Here is a 15,216-nt window from a genome sequence, read left to right on the forward strand (position 1 = left end):
CTGTGTCGATCGAATGGGTGAACCAAGCCATCGACGACCTGCGTGCTTGGGGGCGTACGCGGGACGTCGACGTGGACGCGGACGAGGTCCGCCTGCTCTGCGACTACGCCAGCGACTACCTGGGCGTCGACGAACTGGGCGACTTCACCCCGGAGACCTTCGACGAACTGCTGCTGTCGATCTACCCGCGCAAGGTCATCGCGCCGCCCGAGAGCGCCCCCGAGACCATCGCCGCCGCCCGCACGTTCGTCGACTACCTGGGCGAGTCCGGCCGGGCGAGCGCCCCGAGCGTCGCCCGCATGCATGAACGGCTCGACGACATCGAGCCGCGCATGGTCGAGGCCCTCGCCGACCCGGCCAACTTCGGCATGGCCAAGAGCCTGTTCAGCTCGATCGGCCCCGAGTCGCTCGAACAGGACGTCTCCATCCCCGCCGGTGAGCTGCCCGACCTGGGCGAGGCGCCCTGCGACTGCCCGGGCTGCACGCCCCTGCCCGCCGTACGGCTGGCCGAGCCGGACGAGCTGCGCGCGGAGCTGCCGGGCGTCCCCATGCTGGCCGCGGAGCCCCTGGACGACGACGGCGACCCGCTCGAGGCATGGGCGCGGCGCGTCGCCCGCCTGCTCGACCACGACACCGGCGGCGCGGTCACCGGGTCCGCCGAGCTCGACGAGGGCCTCTACGACCTGTTCGACATGCTCTACCGCCTCCAGGTGCGGGTGCCCATGAGCGTGATCGGCGACCACTTCGCGGAGATCTCCGACGAGACCCCCGTCGATCTGCCCGTGGTGCTCGACCGGCTGGCGTGGTGCGGCATGATCCACGTCGACGGCGAGACCGCCGGGCTCACCCCGCTCGCCCTCTGGGCGTTGCGCGAGCACTACCTGTCGCTCGGCGTCGACGCCCCGCGCGCCCCCGACCTCGCCGAGGCCGACGCGCTCGGGCTCATCGAGGGCCTGCTCGAAGGCGTCCCGACCGAGCTGGCGGAGGCCGACATCAGCCGCTGGCTGACCGGCCGTGACCCCGGCGAGGCCGCCGCCGAGCTGCTCGCCGCCGCCTCCGGCGCGCCCGCGGTGGCCCGCGGCATCGCCATCACCATCGTCGACCGCCTCGGCCCCGAGGCCGAGGCGCAGGTCCGTGACCGCCTCGGCGACGACGAGCTCCGTCCGCACGTGATCCACTGGCTGGGCGCGCGGGGCCTGCCCGCACCGCCGCTCACCCAGGACGAGCTCCTCTGGGTCAGCGTCGACATGCTCGCCCTGGCCCTGCCCGCGGCCGAGGAGGACCCGGAGAACTTCGCCGAGAACATGGCGGCCTCCGGGCCGCCCGCCCACGTGATCGAGGAGATGTGGCGGGTCGACCACCCCGACGTGGTCGATGTTCTCGAACTCCTCGGACGCTCGCTGCCCGACCGCACGGTCGCCAAGGCCGCGCGCAAGGCGGCGTTCAAGGCCCGTTCCCGGGCCATCCGTTAGGTACATTCCTGTGACCGCTGTGCAGTAGGTTTCCTAGGTGGCAAACAACGTCTTCGACCTCGCCGAGCTGCGCAAGCTGATCGATGAGCAGGCCGTCGTGCCGCCGCGGCCCCCGCAGGAGCCTCGTGTCGACCGTGAGGCGCTGACGTTCCCGCCGGTCCTGCCGGCTCCTGACGCCGAGCTGGCCGGGGCGGTGCCGCAGGTGCCGCTCGTGGCCGACGCGATCAGGCTCGCCACCTGGACCGGCACCCGCGAGGTCGGCCCCGACGGGCACCTGTCCGAGTCCGACGCGGCGGCCGCGGCCGCCGCGCTCGGGGTGCCCGCCCCGCGCCTGCGGCTGATCTGGATCGTCGCCGTCAACTCCGGCCTGCTGCAGATCCTCGGCGGACGCGCCTCCCGCGGGCCGCTGTCGATGCAGCTGACCGTCGAGGCGACGCTCGAGTTCTGGGACGGCGTCGTCATGGACGTGCTCGACCGCGCCGACGAAGGCCTGACCGGCTCGGCCGTGGTCGACGGCCACCTCGCCGAGATGCTGGCCACGATCTACTCCGTGCGCTCCGGCGTCGCGACGGCCAACCTCGCCCGCGGCATCCTGCAGTCCCACGAGGTGGCCTGCGCGCCCGGCGCGGCCGAGATGCGCAGGCTGGCCGCCGCGCTGCCGGCCGAGCTGCTGGAGGCGCTGTCGCTGCTGACGTACTGCGGGCTGGTCGAGCAGACGGTGGCCGGGCGCATCGCGCTCACCCCGCTGGGTGTGTGGGCCGTCCGCCGCGACCTGCTGCGCGAGGGCCACGACGCGCCGACCACCGCCGAGGTCGAGGTGTTCGCCGACCTGTCGGCGGCCGAGCTGGTCGAGGCCCTGGTGAGCGGGGCGGCCACGCAGAGCGCCGTCGCCGGGTGGCTGGAACGCCGCTCGCCCGAGTCGGCCGCCGAAGAACTCATCGCGATCGCCGCCACGGGCACGGCCGGCCGGCGTGGCGCCGTCGGCGCGATCCTCGAGGAGCTGGGGCCCGAGGCCGAGGCGCCGGTCCGCAAGGCTCTCGACCATCCGCTGATGCGCCGTTACGCCGCGTCCTGGCTGCACATCCGCGACCTCGAGGCGCCGACGCTCGGCCCGGCCGACCACACCTGGATCGCGGTCGACACCCTGGCGGCGCTCATGCACATGTCGGGGCCCGCGGCCGGGCGGTTCGACACACCCGAGCCCCGCGAAGACCTGATCCGGCTGGTCGGTGAGATGCCCGCGGTCGGCCACCCCGACACGATCGCCGTCCTCGACATGCTCGGCACCACCCACGACGACCCGATCGTGGCGAAGGCGGCGCGTAAGGCCGCGATGAAGGCCCGCACGCTGGCCCACGCGGGTGCGCCGGGCACGCGCCGGTGAGAGGCCCATACCTGCACTAAACTGGGCGGCTGATCCATGCTCGACGAACGGAGATGAACCCCTTGGCGATCCAGCCGATCCGGTTGTTCGGAGATCCGGTGCTGCGCACCCCGGCGGCCCCGGTCGTCGACTTCGACAAGGAGCTCCGCAAGCTGGTCAAAGACCTCACCGACACGATGATGGACGCCCCGGGCGCCGGTCTCGCCGCTCCGCAGATCGGCGTCGGGCTGCGGGTGTTCACCTACTACGTCGACGAGCAGCTCGGCCACCTCATCAACCCCGACCTCGACCTGTCGTCCGAGATCGACGAGGAGGGCGAGGAGGGCTGCCTGTCGTTCCCCGGCCTGGCCTTCCCGACCCCGCGCGCGGTGCGGGCCGTGGCCAAGGGCTTCAACATGCACGGCGAGCCGGTCGTGCTGGAGGGCACCGACCTGATGGCGCGCTGCTTCCAGCACGAGACCGACCACCTCGAGGGCATCCTGTTCATCGACCGCCTCGACCCCAAGCAGCGCAAGCTCGCCATGAAGGCCGTGCGCGAGGCCGAGTGGAGCGGCCTGTCCGCCCCCGTGATCAAGGCCTCGCCCCACGCGACCGGCGGAAAGGCGATCTGACAGCATGCGTCTGGTCTTCGCGGGCACGCCCGAGACGGCGCTGCCGTCGCTGCGCACCCTGATCGACTCGCCCCGCCACGAGGTGGTGGCCGTCGTCACCCGCCCCGACGCCCAGTCGGGCCGGGGGCGCAAGGTCCACCCCTCGCCGGTGGCCGCGCTCGCCGAGGAGGCGGGCATCGAGGTGCTGCGTCCCCAGAAGGCCGGCGACCCCGCCTTCCTCGACCGGCTGCGCGAGCTTGAGCCCGACTGCTGCCCGGTGGTCGCGTACGGCGCGCTGCTGCCGCAGTCGGCCCTCGACGTGCCCCGGCACGGCTGGATCAACCTGCACTTCTCGATCCTGCCCGCCTGGCGGGGGGCCGCTCCCGTGCAGCACGCGATCCTGCACGGCGACGAGATCACGGGCGCGACCACGTTCCAGATCGTGAAGGAGCTCGACGCGGGGCCCGTCTACGGCGTCGTGACCGAGGAGGTCCGCGCCGACGACACGAGCGGCACGCTGCTGGAACGGCTCTCGGTCTCCGGGGCCGGGCTGCTCGCGGCCACGCTCGACGGCGTCGAGGACGGCGCCCTCGAGGCCCGGCCGCAGCCCGCGGACGGCGTGACCATCGCTCCCAAGATCAGCGTCGATGACGCCCGGATCGACTGGACCAAGCCCGCCATGCACATCGACCGGCTCGTCCGGGCCTGCGCGCCCAACCCCGGCGCCTGGACCGAGTTCCGCGGCCAGCGGGTGAAGGTGGGCCCGGTCCGGGTGGTCGCGGGCAAGCGGCTCGCGGCGGGCGAGATCTCCGCCACGAAGACGACGGTGCTGGTCGGCACGGCCACCGACGCGGTCGAGCTGGGCGAGGTGCAGCCGCAGGGCAAGCGGCTGATGGGCGCGGGCGAGTGGGCCCGTGGCGTCCGTCCCGAGGGTGACGAGGTCTTCGCGTGACGCGGCCGTTCCGCGAGGGCGGCGCCCGGCCGTTCCGGGCGAACGAGAACGGGAACAGCGAGCGGCGCGCCCAGGGGGAGCGGCCCCGCAGGTCCCAGGGCGGCGGCGACGATCGGACGCGGCGCTCCCAGAGCGGCGGAGACGATCGGGCGCGGCGGTCCGAGGGCGGCGGCGACGATCGGGGGCGGCGGTCGCAGGGTGGTGGTCAGCGGCGGGCCGGGAGGCCGGCGCGTGACGTGGCCCGTAACGCGGCGTTCGATGTGCTGCGCGCCGTCGACGAGCGCGACGCGTACGCCAACCTGCTGATGCCGCGGCTCCTGCGCGACCGGGGCATCCGGGGGCGTGACGCCGCGCTGGCCACCGAGCTCGCCTACGGCACGCTGCGCGGGCTCGGCACGTACGACGCCATCATCGACGTGTGCGGCGACCGCGAGCCCGACCCCGACGTGCGCGACGCGCTGCGGCTCGGCGCCCACCAGCTGCTGCGCATGCGCGTCCCGCCGCACGCGGCCGTCGGCACCACCGTCGACCTCGTACGCCTGCGGATCGGCCCCGGCGCGGCCAAGTTCGTCAACGCGGTGCTCCGCAAGATCGGCTCCAGGACGCTGGAGGAGTGGCTGCCCATCGTCGCGCCCGACCCGGCCGACGACCCGGTGGGCCACCTCGCCGTCACCCACGGGCATCCGCGCTGGATCGTCTCGGCCTTCCGCGACGCGCTGGGCTCGTCCGATGAGCTGCCCGCACTGCTGGAGGCCGACAACGCGCGGCCCCTGGTGACCCTGGTGGCGCGTCCAGGGCGCAGCTCCGTGGCGGAGCTGGAAGCGGCCGGCGCCATGCCGGGACGCTACTCGCCGTACGCCGCCTACCTGCGCGAGGGCGACCCCGGGCAGATCGACGCCGTGGCCGAGACACGCGCCGCCGTCCAGGACGAGGGCAGCCAGCTGGTGGCGCTCGCCCTCACCCGGGTGCCGGTCGGCAACGGTGGTGACGGCGAGAAGTGGCTCGACATGTGCGCGGGTCCGGGCGGTAAGGCGGGGCTCCTCGACGCGATCGCCACCCACGGTGACCTCGCCGGCCAGGCGGACGGAGGGTCCACGGCGTTCGCCGGTGGGGCGCGGCTGCTCGCGGCCGACGTCCAGTACCACCGGGCGCGGCTGGTGTGGGAGACCACCCGCGACGCGAGCGTGATCACCGCCGACGGCACCGAGCCCGTGTGGCGGCCGGAATCGTTCGACCGGGTGATGCTCGACGCGCCCTGCACCGGCCTCGGCGCGCTGCGGCGGCGGCCCGAGGCCCGCTGGCGGCGCGACCCGGCGGGCATCGCCGACCTCGGCAGGCTGCAGCGCCGCCTGCTCGGCACCGCCCTCGACGCGGTGCGGCCGGGCGGCGTGGTGGCGTACGTCACCTGCTCGCCGCACCTGGCCGAGACCCGGGTGGTGATCGGCGACGTGCTGGCGCGCCGGGACGACGTCGAGCAGCTCGACGCCCGGCTCTACCTGCCCGGCGTCGACGGCCTCGGCGACGGCCCGCACGTCCAGTTCTGGCCCCACCGCCACGGCACCGACGCCATGTTCCTGTCCCTGCTGCGCAAACGCGCCTGACGCCGCTTCCTGCCCCCCGCGTCTCCCGCGTAGGCGCGGGGGACGACGGCGTGGGCCGGGCGTTCACTAGACTGAGGTCATCATGGCTGTACAGATCTCGCCCAGCATCCTCGCCGCCGACTTCGCCAGGCTCGCCGACGAGGCCGCCGCCGTGCCCAACGCCGACTGGCTGCACGTCGACGTCATGGACTACCACTTCGTGCCCAACCTGACGCTCGGGCTGCCCGTGGTGGAGGCACTGCGCAAGGCGACCGAGACGCCTCTCGACTGCCACCTCATGATCTCCGACCCCGACCGGTGGGCGCCGCAGTACGCCGAGGCGGGGGCGGGCAGCGTGACCATTCACGCCGAGGCGGCCAAGGCCCCGGTCCGCACGCTGCGCGAGATCCGCTGGCTCGGCGCCAGGGCAGGCCTCGCACTCAACCCGGCCACCCCCGTCGAGCCGTACGCCGACCTGCTGGGCGAGATCGACATGCTGCTGCTGATGACCGTCGAGCCGGGCTTCGGCGGCCAGAAGTTCCTCGACGTGGTGCTGCCGAAGCTCCGGCGGGCCCGCGAGCTCGTGACCCGCCACGGCGGAAACGTGTGGCTGCAGGTCGACGGCGGGGTCGACGCCGGAACCATCGAGCGTTGCGCCGAGGCCGGCGCCGACGTGTTCGTGGCCGGCAGCGCGGTGTACGGCGCCTCCGACCCGAAGGCCGCCATCGACGCCCTGCGCGCCGCGGCCGAACGCGCCGCCTCTTGACATGAGCCCGCCGTCGGCGGGTAATTGTCCAATTATGGGCGACGATGGGATCTTCGGGCCCCGGTCGGTGACCTGGCGGGTGATGGGCGAGCCGATCCTGCTGGTGGGAGGCATCCGGGCGCTCCTCATGCAAGGCCTGCACCCGCGTGCGATGCGCGGGGTCCTGCAGAACTCCGCGCTCCTCGACCCCCGTGAGGCCTGGGCGCGGTTCGTCCGTACCACCGAGTTCGTCCGGGTGCGTACGTACGGCACCACCGACGAGGTCGAGCGGGCGGGCCGGCGGGTCCGCCGGATCCACGCCTCGCTCACCGCGTACGACCCCGACACCCGCACCACGTACCGGCTCGACGAGCCCGACGCGCTGCTGTGGGTGCACGCGGGCGAGGTCGACTCCTACCTGTCGGTGGCCCGGCGCGCCGGGGTGCGGCTGTCGGACGAGGAGGCCGACGCGTTCGTCGCCGAGTGGCGGCGGGCGGCCGAGGTCGTGGGGCTGGCGGCGGACGACGTCCCCGGTTCGGTGGCGGAGCTGCGCGACTACATCGACGAGCAGCGGCCGGGGCTGCGCTTCGTGCCCGAGGCGTCCCATCCGCTGCTGCTGTCGCTGAACGCGCCGTTGCCGCTCAAGCTGACGCCGCTGCGGCCCGCGATGCCCGCGCTGACGTTGCTGGCCTTCGCGACGCTGCCGCGCTGGGCGCGCAAGCTGTACGGCCTGCCCGCCACGCCAGTCGGCGACCTGTGGGCCACGGCGACGCTGCGCACTCTGCACACGGGGCTCGGCCTGCTTCCCGGCCAGATCCGCTACAGCCCCGACGCCCGGCGCGCGCAGCGCATCATGGCTGCCTGAAGGGCCGGCGCGGGGTTCAGCTGAGGGCAAAGGAGACCCCGTCGCATGCTCATACGGCGGCATGGCACACTGGAAGCCGAAAGAGCTAGCGTGCTCCGGGGTCGGTGAAAGTCCGAACCGGCGGTGACAGTCCGCGACCCGGCCGATGCCATCGGCCGGTTGACTCGGTGAAATTCCGGGACCGACGGTTAAAGTCCGGATGGGAGGAAGCGCGCGCGGTGTCCGGCGTCTCAGCCGGACGCTTGACGTGGTGCATTCGCATCACGATGATCCCCCGGGGCCCGCCATGGCTTGGAGCTACTGGCAGGTAGGAGACCCGGTGGAGATTCCGGCGCAGCACGCCGCCCACATGGCGCGCGCCGTCGAGCTGGCCCGTCTCGGCCATGGCACCACCAGCCCCAACCCCGTCGTGGGCTGCGTCGTGCTCGACGCCGGCGGCCAGGTGGTGGGTGAGGGCTTCCACGCGTACGCGGGAGGCCCGCACGCCGAGGTCGTCGCCCTGGCGCAGGCGGGCGAGCGGGCCAGGGGCGGCACGGCGTACGTCACGCTCGAACCCTGTGACCACACCGGCCGTACGGCGCCGTGCAGCCTGGCGCTGCTGGACGCGGGGGTGGCCCGCGTGGTGGTGGCAGTGTCCGACCCCAACCCCCAGGCCGCGGGAGGCGCCGAGCGGCTGCGCGCCCACGGCGTCGAGGTGCTGTCCGGGGTGCTGGCCGAGGAGGCCGAGCGGGTCAACGAGGAGTGGCTCACCCTCGTCCGGCTCGGCCGCCCCCACGTGACCTGGAAGTTCGCCGCCACGCTCGACGGCAGGTCGGCCGCCGAGGACGGCACCAGCAAGTGGATCACCTCGCCCGAGGCCAGGGCCGACGTGCACCGGCTGCGCGCCGCCGCCGACGTCATCATGGCCGGCATCGGCACGGTCCTCGCCGACGACCCCCACCTCACCGCCCGGCCGGAGCGGCCCCACGCGGAGAGAACCAGCGTGGAGCGCGTGCCGTTGCGGGTCGTGGTCGACTCCGAGGCGCGGACGCCGCAGACCGCGCGCGTCCTCGACGACGCCGCGCCGACGCTCGTCGCGGTGGCCGCCGACACCGGCACCGAGCTCAAGGCCGACCTGCTGCGCCTGCCGCGCCACGACGGCGGCCTCGACCTGCGCGCCCTGCTGCGCGAGCTGGCCGCGCGCGGCGTGGTCAGCGTCTTCCTGGAGGGCGGTCCGACGCTGGCGGGCGCGTTCGTGGCGCAGGGCCTGGTCGACCGCGTGGTCGCCTACCTCGCGCCCGCGCTGCTCGGCTCCGGCCCCGCCGCGCTGGGCGCGGCCGGGGTGTGCACCATCAGCGAGCTCCACCGCCTGACCTTCGACGACATCTCACCCGTGGGGCCGGACGTCCGGCTGGTCGCCCGGTTCACCCCCGACTCCGACAGGGAGAAGTGATGTTCACCGGAATCATTGAGGAAAAGGGCGATGTGGTGGCCATCGAACGGCAGGGCGGAGGCGCCCGGCTCTCGGTGCGCGGCCCGGTCGTCACCTCCGACGCCAAGCACGGCGACTCGATCGCCGTCAACGGAGTGTGCCTCACGGTCGTGACGGTCGACGACGACGTGTTCACCGTCGACGTGATGAAGGAGTCGCTCGACCGCAGCTCACTCGGCGGGCTGACGGAGGGCTCGGCGGTGAACCTCGAGCGGGCCGTACGGGCTGACCAGCGCCTGGGCGGCCACATCGTGCAGGGGCACGTCGACGGCACCGCCGTCCTGCTGTCGCGCGAGCCCGGCGACAACTGGGACAACCTGCGCTTCTCGCTGCCCGAGACGCTCGCCGGCTACGTCGCCGAGAAGGGCTCGATCGCCGTCGACGGAATCAGCCTGACGGTCACGACGGTTGACGACGACAGCTTCGGCGTGAGCCTCATCCCGACCACGCTGAAGCTCACCACCATGGGCGAGCGCCAGGTGGGTGACGTGGTGAACCTGGAGGTCGACGTGATCGCGAAGTACGTGGAGAGGCTGGTGTCCCGGTCATGAGCTGGGTCGAGGCCGGATTCGAGGTGTTCGGCACGCACGTGCTCTGGACCGACCTGATCGGCAACATCGCCGCCCTGTCCACGGTCGTGCTGGCCATGCGCATGTCGATCTGGACGTGGCCGGTGCAGTTCGCCGGTTCTGTGCTGCTGTTCGTGGCGTCCGTCAACGCGCACATCACCGGCAACGCGCTCAAGCAGGCGCTGTTCGCGGGCCTCGCGGTCTACGGGTGGTGGGCGTGGCGGCGCGGCAAGCAGGGCGGCGGCCGGCTCGACATCCGGCCGGCCACCTGGCGGGAGCGGTCGCTGGTGATCGGCGGCCTGCTGGTGGGCACCGCCCTGGTCGGGCTGCTGTTCTACGTCACCGGGCTGTCGTGGGGCGCGCAGGTGCCGCTGCCGGAGGGCGGGTTCCTGGTGGCGGCCGACGCCTACATCTTCGTCGGCAGCGCCCTGGCCACCTGGGCCCAGGGCCGGGCGCTCGTCGACTTCTGGGTGGTGTGGGTGGCCGTCGACCTCGTCGGTGTGCCGCTCGCGTTCTCCTCGGGGCTGGTGGTCTCCGGGGCCGTGTACGGAATCTTCTTCGTTCTGGTGGTGATCGGGTTCGTGAAATGGCTGCGCGAGTTCCGTTCGGCCGCCCCGACCGCTGTGGCGGTGGCGCAATGACAGACATCACGTTCGACCCGGTCGAGCGGGCCATCGAGGACATCCGCAACGGCAAGCCCGTGGTGGTCGTCGACGACGAGCACCGCGAGAACGAGGGCGACCTCATCTTCGCGGCGGCCAGGGCGACGCCTGAGCTGTGCTCGTTCACGATCCGGCACACCAGCGGCATGATCTGCGTGGCCATGGACGGCAAGGAGCTCGACCGGCTCGGGCTGCCGCTCATGGTCGTGCACAACAAGGAGCGCATGCGCACGGCGTACACGATCACCGTGGACGCCCGCGACGGCGTCACCACCGGCATCTCGGCGGCCGACCGGGCGAAGACCATCCGCACGCTCGCCGACTCCGCCACCGAGCCCGACGAGCTGGTACGGCCCGGCCACGTGTTCCCGCTGCGCTACCGGGAGGGCGGCGTGCTGGCCCGGCGCGGCCACACCGAGGCGGCCGTCGACCTGGCCAGGCTCGCCGGGCTGTCGCCCGCCGGGGCGCTGGCCGAGGTGGTCAACGACGACGGCACGATGGCCCGGCTGCCGGAGCTGCGGCGCTTCGCCGACGCCAACGACCTCGCCCTGATCTCCATCGAGCAGCTCGTCGACTACCGCAGGCGGGCCGAGAGCATGGTGACCAGGGTGGCCGAGACGCGGCTGCCCAACGCGTACGGCATGTGGCGGGCCTATGGGTACGCGAGCGCGGTCGACGGCGGCGAGCACGTGGCGCTCGTCTTCGGCGACCTGGGCGACGGCGAGAACATCCTGGTCAGAGCCCATTCCGAATGCCTGACGGGCGACGTGTTCGGCTCGCTGCGCTGCGACTGCGGCGTGCAGCTGGACAACGCCATGGCGGCCATCGCGCGCGAGGGCGCGGGCGTGATCGTCTACCTGCGCGGCCACGAGGGCCGGGGGATCGGCCTGCTCGCCAAGCTCAAGGCCTACAGCCTTCAGGACAACGGCAGCGACACCGTCGACGCCAACGTCGAGCTGGGGCTGCCGATCGACGCGCGCGAGTTCTCCAACGCGGGTCAGATGCTGGCCGACCTCGGCGTGCGGTCGGTGCGGCTGCTCACCAACAACCCGGCCAAGCTCAAGGGCATGGACGGCTACGGCATCAAGGTCCTCGGTCGCGAGCCGATGCCGGTGGCGATGAACCCCTACAACGAGCGGTACCTCACGGCCAAGCGCGACCGGCTCGGCCACAAGATCGTGGAGGCGTCATGAGCGGGGAAGGACGTCCGGGCCTGACGGTCCCGGACGCGGCGGGGCTGACGGTGGGGATCGTGGCGGCCAGCTGGCACGCCAAGATCACCGATCAGCTGGTGTCGCGGGCGGTGCAGGCGTGCGACGACAGCGGCGCCACGGCGACGGTCGTAAGGGTGGCGGGCTCGATGGAGATCCCGGTGGTCGCCCAGGCGCTGGCCCGCCGCTGCGACGCGGTGGTGGGGCTCGGCGTGGTGATCCGCGGCGACACCGCGCACTTCGACTACGTCTGCGACGCGGTGACCACGGGGCTGACGCGGGTCTCCCTCGACGAGGAGACACCGGTCGGCAACGGCGTGCTCACGTGCAACACCCTTGAGCAGGCGGTCGACAGGTCCGGCGTGCCCGGCAGCAAAGAGGACAAGGGGTACGAATCCACCATCGCTGCGCTGGAGACGGCACTCCTCCTGAGAGACCTCCGCTGAGCTGCGGTAGGTTTCCCTCGTGTCAGAGCCCGTGCAGCCCCCGTCCTTGCCCGTGACCTGGCGACCCCGCAGGGGGCGGATCGTCGCCTACAGCTCCGCCGCGCTGATCGTCGCGGGGGCGGTGGTGATGGCGATCTTCATCGCCTCGCCGTTCCAGCTGCCCGACCGGCTGGCGATCGTGGCGTTCGGGTGCGCGGTGGCGTTCGTGCTGCATCTGCTGGGCCGGGTGCGGGTGGAGGCCGACGAGGAGGGCATCACCCTCGTCAACGCCGTCCGCACCCACCGCTACAGCTGGCCGGAGGTCATCGAGGTGACGCTCCTGGTGGGCGACCCTTGGCCGCGCATCGACCTCTCCGACGGGCGCACCATCGGGGCGATGGGCATCCAGGGCTCGGAGAAGGCCCGCGCCCGCCAGGCCACCGCCGAACTGGAGGCGCTCATCCGCGAGCGTGGCGAGGCGCGTGATGACTGAGTTCTGTTCTTGAACGGAACGGCGTCGTAGCCTGAAGGGGTGCTGGGGCGGACAATAAGGGCAACAGACATCGAGTCGCCTGCGAAGCTCGTCGAGCTGCTCGACCGGCAGGCCTATCTCGCCGACGAGGGGCTGGCGACGGCCGCCTTCCTGGCCCTGCGGATGGGGCGTCCGCTGTTCCTCGAAGGGGAGGCGGGGGTCGGCAAGACCGAGCTGGCCAAGGCCCTCGCCGCGCTGCTGGATGCGCCGCTCATCCGGCTGCAGTGCTACGAGGGGCTGGACGCCGCCCAGGCGCTCTACGACTGGGACTTCGCCCGGCAGCTGCTCCACCTCAAGGCCGCTGAGGCCGCCGGCGTCACCGACGTGGGCCGGCTGGAGGGCGAGATCTACGACCGGCGGTTCCTCATCGCCCGGCCCCTGCTGAAGGCGGTCGAGACGCAGCCGAGCGTGCTGCTCGTGGACGAGATCGACCGCGCCGACGACGAGTTCGAGGCGTTCCTGCTCGAGGTGCTGTCCGACTTCACCATCTCCATCCCCGAACTCGGCACCGTCCGCGCCGCGACGCCGCCGGTCGTCGTGGTCACCTCCAACCGCACGCGCGAGGTGCACGACGCGCTCAAGCGGCGCTGCCTCTACCACTGGCTGGAACATCCGATCTTCGACCGGGAGGTGGCCATCCTGCTGCGCCGCCTGCCCGGCTGCACCGAGACGCTCGCCACGCAGGTGGCGCGGGCAGCCGAACGGCTCCGGCACGCAGGCCTGGTCAAGCCGCCCGGCGTCGCCGAGACGCTCGACTGGACGGAGGCGCTGCTGACGCTCGGCGCCACGGAGCTCGACCCCGGCCTGGCGGCGGCCACGCTGGGGGCGGCGCTGAAGTACCGCGAGGACGTCGCCGCGGTCCTCGGCAACGGGTTGCTCGGCCATGGATGAGCTGGTGGCGACGATGACCGGGTTCGCCAGGACGCTGCGGGCCGCGGGAGTCGGAGCCGACCACGAACGCACCCAGAACCTGCTCAAGGCCCTCGACCACCTCGACGTGACCGACCGGGACGAGGTCTACTGGGCGGGGCGGCTGACGTTGTGCGCCACGCCCGCCGACCTGCCCCGCTACGACCGCTGCTTCGCCGCGTACTTCGGCGGGATGAAGGCCAGGCAGGTGCGGACGGCCACCACGAGCGTCACCCGGCACCTGGCCGCGCGCGAGGGCGCGGGCGAACCGGGCGGCGACGACGGCACGGCGGCGCCCGCGACGGCGAGCAGCATCGAGGTGCTGCGCCACCGCGACGTGGCCCGGATGACCGACGCCGAGCGCGACGAGGTGCACCGGATGCTGGCCATGCTGCGCGGTGGCCGGCCGCTGCGGCGCTCGCGGCGGTTCGAAAGCGCCCATCGCGGCGTCCTCGACCGGCGCCGGACCATCCGCGAGGCGCTCAGGAAGGGCGACGTGGCCCGGCTGCGCCGCCGCAGGCACACCACGCGCCCGCGCGGGGTCGTGCTGTTCGTGGACATCAGCGGCTCCATGGCCCCGTACGCCGAGACGCTGCTCCGCTTCGCGCACGCGCTGGTCAGGAGCGAGCCCAGGACCACCCGCGTCTTCTCGGTAGGCACCCGGCTCACGCCGGTCACCGCCGAACTGCGCCACCGCGACCCCGGCACCGCCCTGAACGAGGTGTCCAAGGCCGTCCCCGACTGGAGCGGCGGCACCAGGCTGGGCGAGGAGCTGCGGGAGTTCCTCACCCGCCACCACGCGCGTGGCGCGATCGTGGTGATCGCCTCCGACGGGTGGGAGCGGGGCGACCCCGAGCTGCTGGGGACGCAGATGGCCCGGCTCTCCCGGCAGGCGTACCGGGTGATCTGGGTCAACCCGCACAAGGGCTACGCGGACTACCAGCCGCTCACCGGCGGCATGCGGGCGGCTCTGCCCTATGTCGACGACCTGGTGGCCGGGCACAGCCTGGCCGCGTACGAGGAACTCAGCGAAAGGCTCGCGCATGCGTGACGTGCTGCCGGAGATCACGCGGTGGTGGCGCTCGGGCGCCGGTTTCGGGCTGGCGACGGTGGTGGGCACGTGGAGCAGCGCGCCGCGTCCGCCGGGGGCGTCGATGGCGGTGCGCGGCAAGGAGGTGGTCGGCAGCGTCTCGGGCGGTTGCGTCGAGGGCGCGGTGTTCGAGCTCGCCACCGACGTCGGCGAGACCGGCGAGCCGGTGCTGCAGCGGTACGGCGTCAGCGACGACGACGCCTTCGCCGTGGGTCTGACCTGCGGCGGCATCATCGACGTCTTCGTGGAGCCGGTGTCGGCGGAGACGTTCCCCGAGCTGGGCGAGGTGGCCGCGTCGGTGGAGGCGCGCGAGCCGGTGGCGGTGGCGACGGTGGTGTCGGGTCCGGGGCGGATCGGGGCGCGTCGGGTCGTCTGGCCGGATCGTTCGGCCGGGACGCTGGGCCTGGCTCGGCTGGACGACGCCGTGGACGACGACGCCCGCGGCATGCTGGCGCAGGGCGTGACGGGGTTGCGGCGTTACGGGCCGCAGGGGGAGCGGCGGTTGGACGATCTGGCGGTGTTCGTGCAGGCGTTCGCGCCGCCGCCGCGGATGCTGGTGTTCGGGGCGATCGACTTCGCCGCGGCGGTGGCCAGGGTGGGCAAGTTCCTGGGTTATCACGTCACGGTGTGCGACGCGCGGCCGATCTTCGCGACGGCCCGGCGGTTCCCCGAGGCCGACGAGGTGGTGGTGAGGTGGCCGCACGACTACCTGGCCTCGGTCGAGGTGGACGAGCGCACGGTGATCTGCGTGCTGACCCA

16 protein-coding genes and 1 riboswitch are annotated in these 15,216 nt (G+C 73.0%); all 16 genes read left to right on the top strand.

Going from position 1 to position 15,216, the window contains the following annotated elements; translation table 11 throughout:
* Positions 1 to 2: 2 nt before the first annotated feature.
* A complete protein-coding gene (locus BLR04_RS30955; RefSeq protein WP_090771935.1) occupies positions 3 to 1,472 on the top strand; it encodes a hypothetical protein in 1,470 nt (489 codons plus the stop codon).
* A 37-nt stretch (positions 1,473 to 1,509) separates the two neighbouring features.
* The gene (locus tag BLR04_RS30960) at positions 1,510 to 2,856 is read left to right on the top strand and encodes a hypothetical protein (RefSeq protein ID WP_090771937.1); all 1,347 of its coding nucleotides are present in this window, start codon (positions 1,510 to 1,512) and stop codon (positions 2,854 to 2,856) included.
* A gap of 62 nt (positions 2,857 to 2,918) precedes the next feature.
* Positions 2,919 to 3,467: a peptide deformylase gene (gene def, locus BLR04_RS30965; protein WP_090771939.1), complete on the top strand. Its 549-nt coding sequence runs from the start codon at positions 2,919 to 2,921 to the stop codon at positions 3,465 to 3,467.
* Positions 3,468 to 3,471: 4 nt separating this feature from the next.
* Complete coding sequence (gene fmt, locus BLR04_RS30970) at positions 3,472 to 4,398, top strand: methionyl-tRNA formyltransferase (protein ID WP_090771940.1); 927 nt, start codon at positions 3,472 to 3,474, stop codon at positions 4,396 to 4,398.
* Positions 4,395 to 5,999, top strand: coding sequence for an RsmB/NOP family class I SAM-dependent RNA methyltransferase (locus BLR04_RS30975; protein WP_425413463.1), 1,605 nt, complete (start codon positions 4,395 to 4,397; stop codon positions 5,997 to 5,999). The genes fmt and BLR04_RS30975 overlap by 4 nt, the downstream gene beginning before the upstream one ends.
* An 82-nt stretch (positions 6,000 to 6,081) precedes the next feature.
* Positions 6,082 to 6,744: a ribulose-phosphate 3-epimerase gene (rpe, locus tag BLR04_RS30980; protein WP_090771942.1), complete on the top strand. Its 663-nt coding sequence runs from the start codon at positions 6,082 to 6,084 to the stop codon at positions 6,742 to 6,744.
* A gap of 34 nt (positions 6,745 to 6,778) precedes the next feature.
* Positions 6,779 to 7,588, top strand: a complete 810-nt coding sequence (locus tag BLR04_RS30985) for an oxygenase MpaB family protein (RefSeq protein ID WP_090771944.1) — start codon at positions 6,779 to 6,781, stop codon at positions 7,586 to 7,588.
* Between the two features lie 86 nt (positions 7,589 to 7,674).
* Positions 7,675 to 7,805, top strand: a riboswitch (FMN riboswitch).
* Between the two features lie 102 nt (positions 7,806 to 7,907).
* Entirely contained in the window at positions 7,908 to 9,020 is a 1,113-nt protein-coding gene (ribD, locus tag BLR04_RS30990; protein ID WP_245740735.1) for a bifunctional diaminohydroxyphosphoribosylaminopyrimidine deaminase/5-amino-6-(5-phosphoribosylamino)uracil reductase RibD, read from the top strand.
* Positions 9,020 to 9,610 carry a riboflavin synthase gene (locus tag BLR04_RS30995; protein WP_090771948.1) on the top strand — a complete coding sequence of 197 codons (591 nt, stop codon included), beginning with the start codon at positions 9,020 to 9,022 and terminating at the stop codon, positions 9,608 to 9,610. Before ribD ends, BLR04_RS30995 begins: the two co-directional genes overlap by 1 nt.
* Positions 9,607 to 10,269, top strand: coding sequence for a nicotinamide mononucleotide transporter family protein (locus BLR04_RS31000; protein ID WP_090771950.1), 663 nt, complete (start codon positions 9,607 to 9,609; stop codon positions 10,267 to 10,269). The genes BLR04_RS30995 and BLR04_RS31000 overlap by 4 nt, the downstream gene beginning before the upstream one ends.
* The gene (locus tag BLR04_RS31005) at positions 10,266 to 11,483 is read left to right on the top strand and encodes a bifunctional 3,4-dihydroxy-2-butanone-4-phosphate synthase/GTP cyclohydrolase II (RefSeq protein WP_090771952.1); all 1,218 of its coding nucleotides are present in this window, start codon (positions 10,266 to 10,268) and stop codon (positions 11,481 to 11,483) included. The genes BLR04_RS31000 and BLR04_RS31005 overlap by 4 nt, the downstream gene beginning before the upstream one ends.
* Entirely contained in the window at positions 11,480 to 11,947 is a 468-nt protein-coding gene (gene ribH, locus BLR04_RS31010; RefSeq protein WP_090771954.1) for a 6,7-dimethyl-8-ribityllumazine synthase, read from the top strand. The genes BLR04_RS31005 and ribH overlap by 4 nt, the downstream gene beginning before the upstream one ends.
* Before the next feature lie 52 nt (positions 11,948 to 11,999).
* Entirely contained in the window at positions 12,000 to 12,419 is a 420-nt protein-coding gene (locus BLR04_RS31015) for a PH domain-containing protein (protein WP_245740737.1), read from the top strand.
* A gap of 39 nt (positions 12,420 to 12,458) precedes the next feature.
* Entirely contained in the window at positions 12,459 to 13,349 is an 891-nt protein-coding gene (locus BLR04_RS31020) for an AAA family ATPase (protein WP_245740739.1), read from the top strand.
* Positions 13,342 to 14,418: a vWA domain-containing protein gene (locus tag BLR04_RS31025; RefSeq protein ID WP_090771958.1), complete on the top strand. Its 1,077-nt coding sequence runs from the start codon at positions 13,342 to 13,344 to the stop codon at positions 14,416 to 14,418. The genes BLR04_RS31020 and BLR04_RS31025 overlap by 8 nt, the downstream gene beginning before the upstream one ends.
* On the top strand, positions 14,411 to 15,216 hold an 806-nt coding region (locus BLR04_RS31030), incomplete at its 3' end, for an XdhC family protein (RefSeq protein ID WP_090771960.1). The genes BLR04_RS31025 and BLR04_RS31030, both read left to right, overlap by 8 nt.

Source organism: Nonomuraea maritima (genome assembly GCF_900100395.1).
GTDB lineage: Bacteria > Actinomycetota > Actinomycetes > Streptosporangiales > Streptosporangiaceae > Nonomuraea > Nonomuraea maritima.

Excerpts from the sequence above, each read along its gene's own strand:
- BLR04_RS31005 (WP_090771952.1), top strand. The coding sequence starts at position 10,266 with ATGACAGACATCACGTTCGACCCGGTCGAGCGGGCCATCGAGGACATC.
- BLR04_RS30985 (WP_090771944.1), top strand. The coding sequence starts at position 6,779 with ATGGGCGACGATGGGATCTTCGGGCCCCGGTCGGTGACCTGGCGGGTG.
- rpe (WP_090771942.1), top strand. The coding sequence starts at position 6,082 with ATGGCTGTACAGATCTCGCCCAGCATCCTCGCCGCCGACTTCGCCAGG.
- BLR04_RS31000 (WP_090771950.1), top strand. The coding sequence starts at position 9,607 with ATGAGCTGGGTCGAGGCCGGATTCGAGGTGTTCGGCACGCACGTGCTC.
- fmt (WP_090771940.1), top strand. The coding sequence starts at position 3,472 with ATGCGTCTGGTCTTCGCGGGCACGCCCGAGACGGCGCTGCCGTCGCTG.
- BLR04_RS30995 (WP_090771948.1), top strand. The coding sequence starts at position 9,020 with ATGTTCACCGGAATCATTGAGGAAAAGGGCGATGTGGTGGCCATCGAA.
- BLR04_RS31025 (WP_090771958.1), top strand. The coding sequence starts at position 13,342 with ATGGATGAGCTGGTGGCGACGATGACCGGGTTCGCCAGGACGCTGCGG.
- ribH (WP_090771954.1), top strand. The coding sequence starts at position 11,480 with ATGAGCGGGGAAGGACGTCCGGGCCTGACGGTCCCGGACGCGGCGGGG.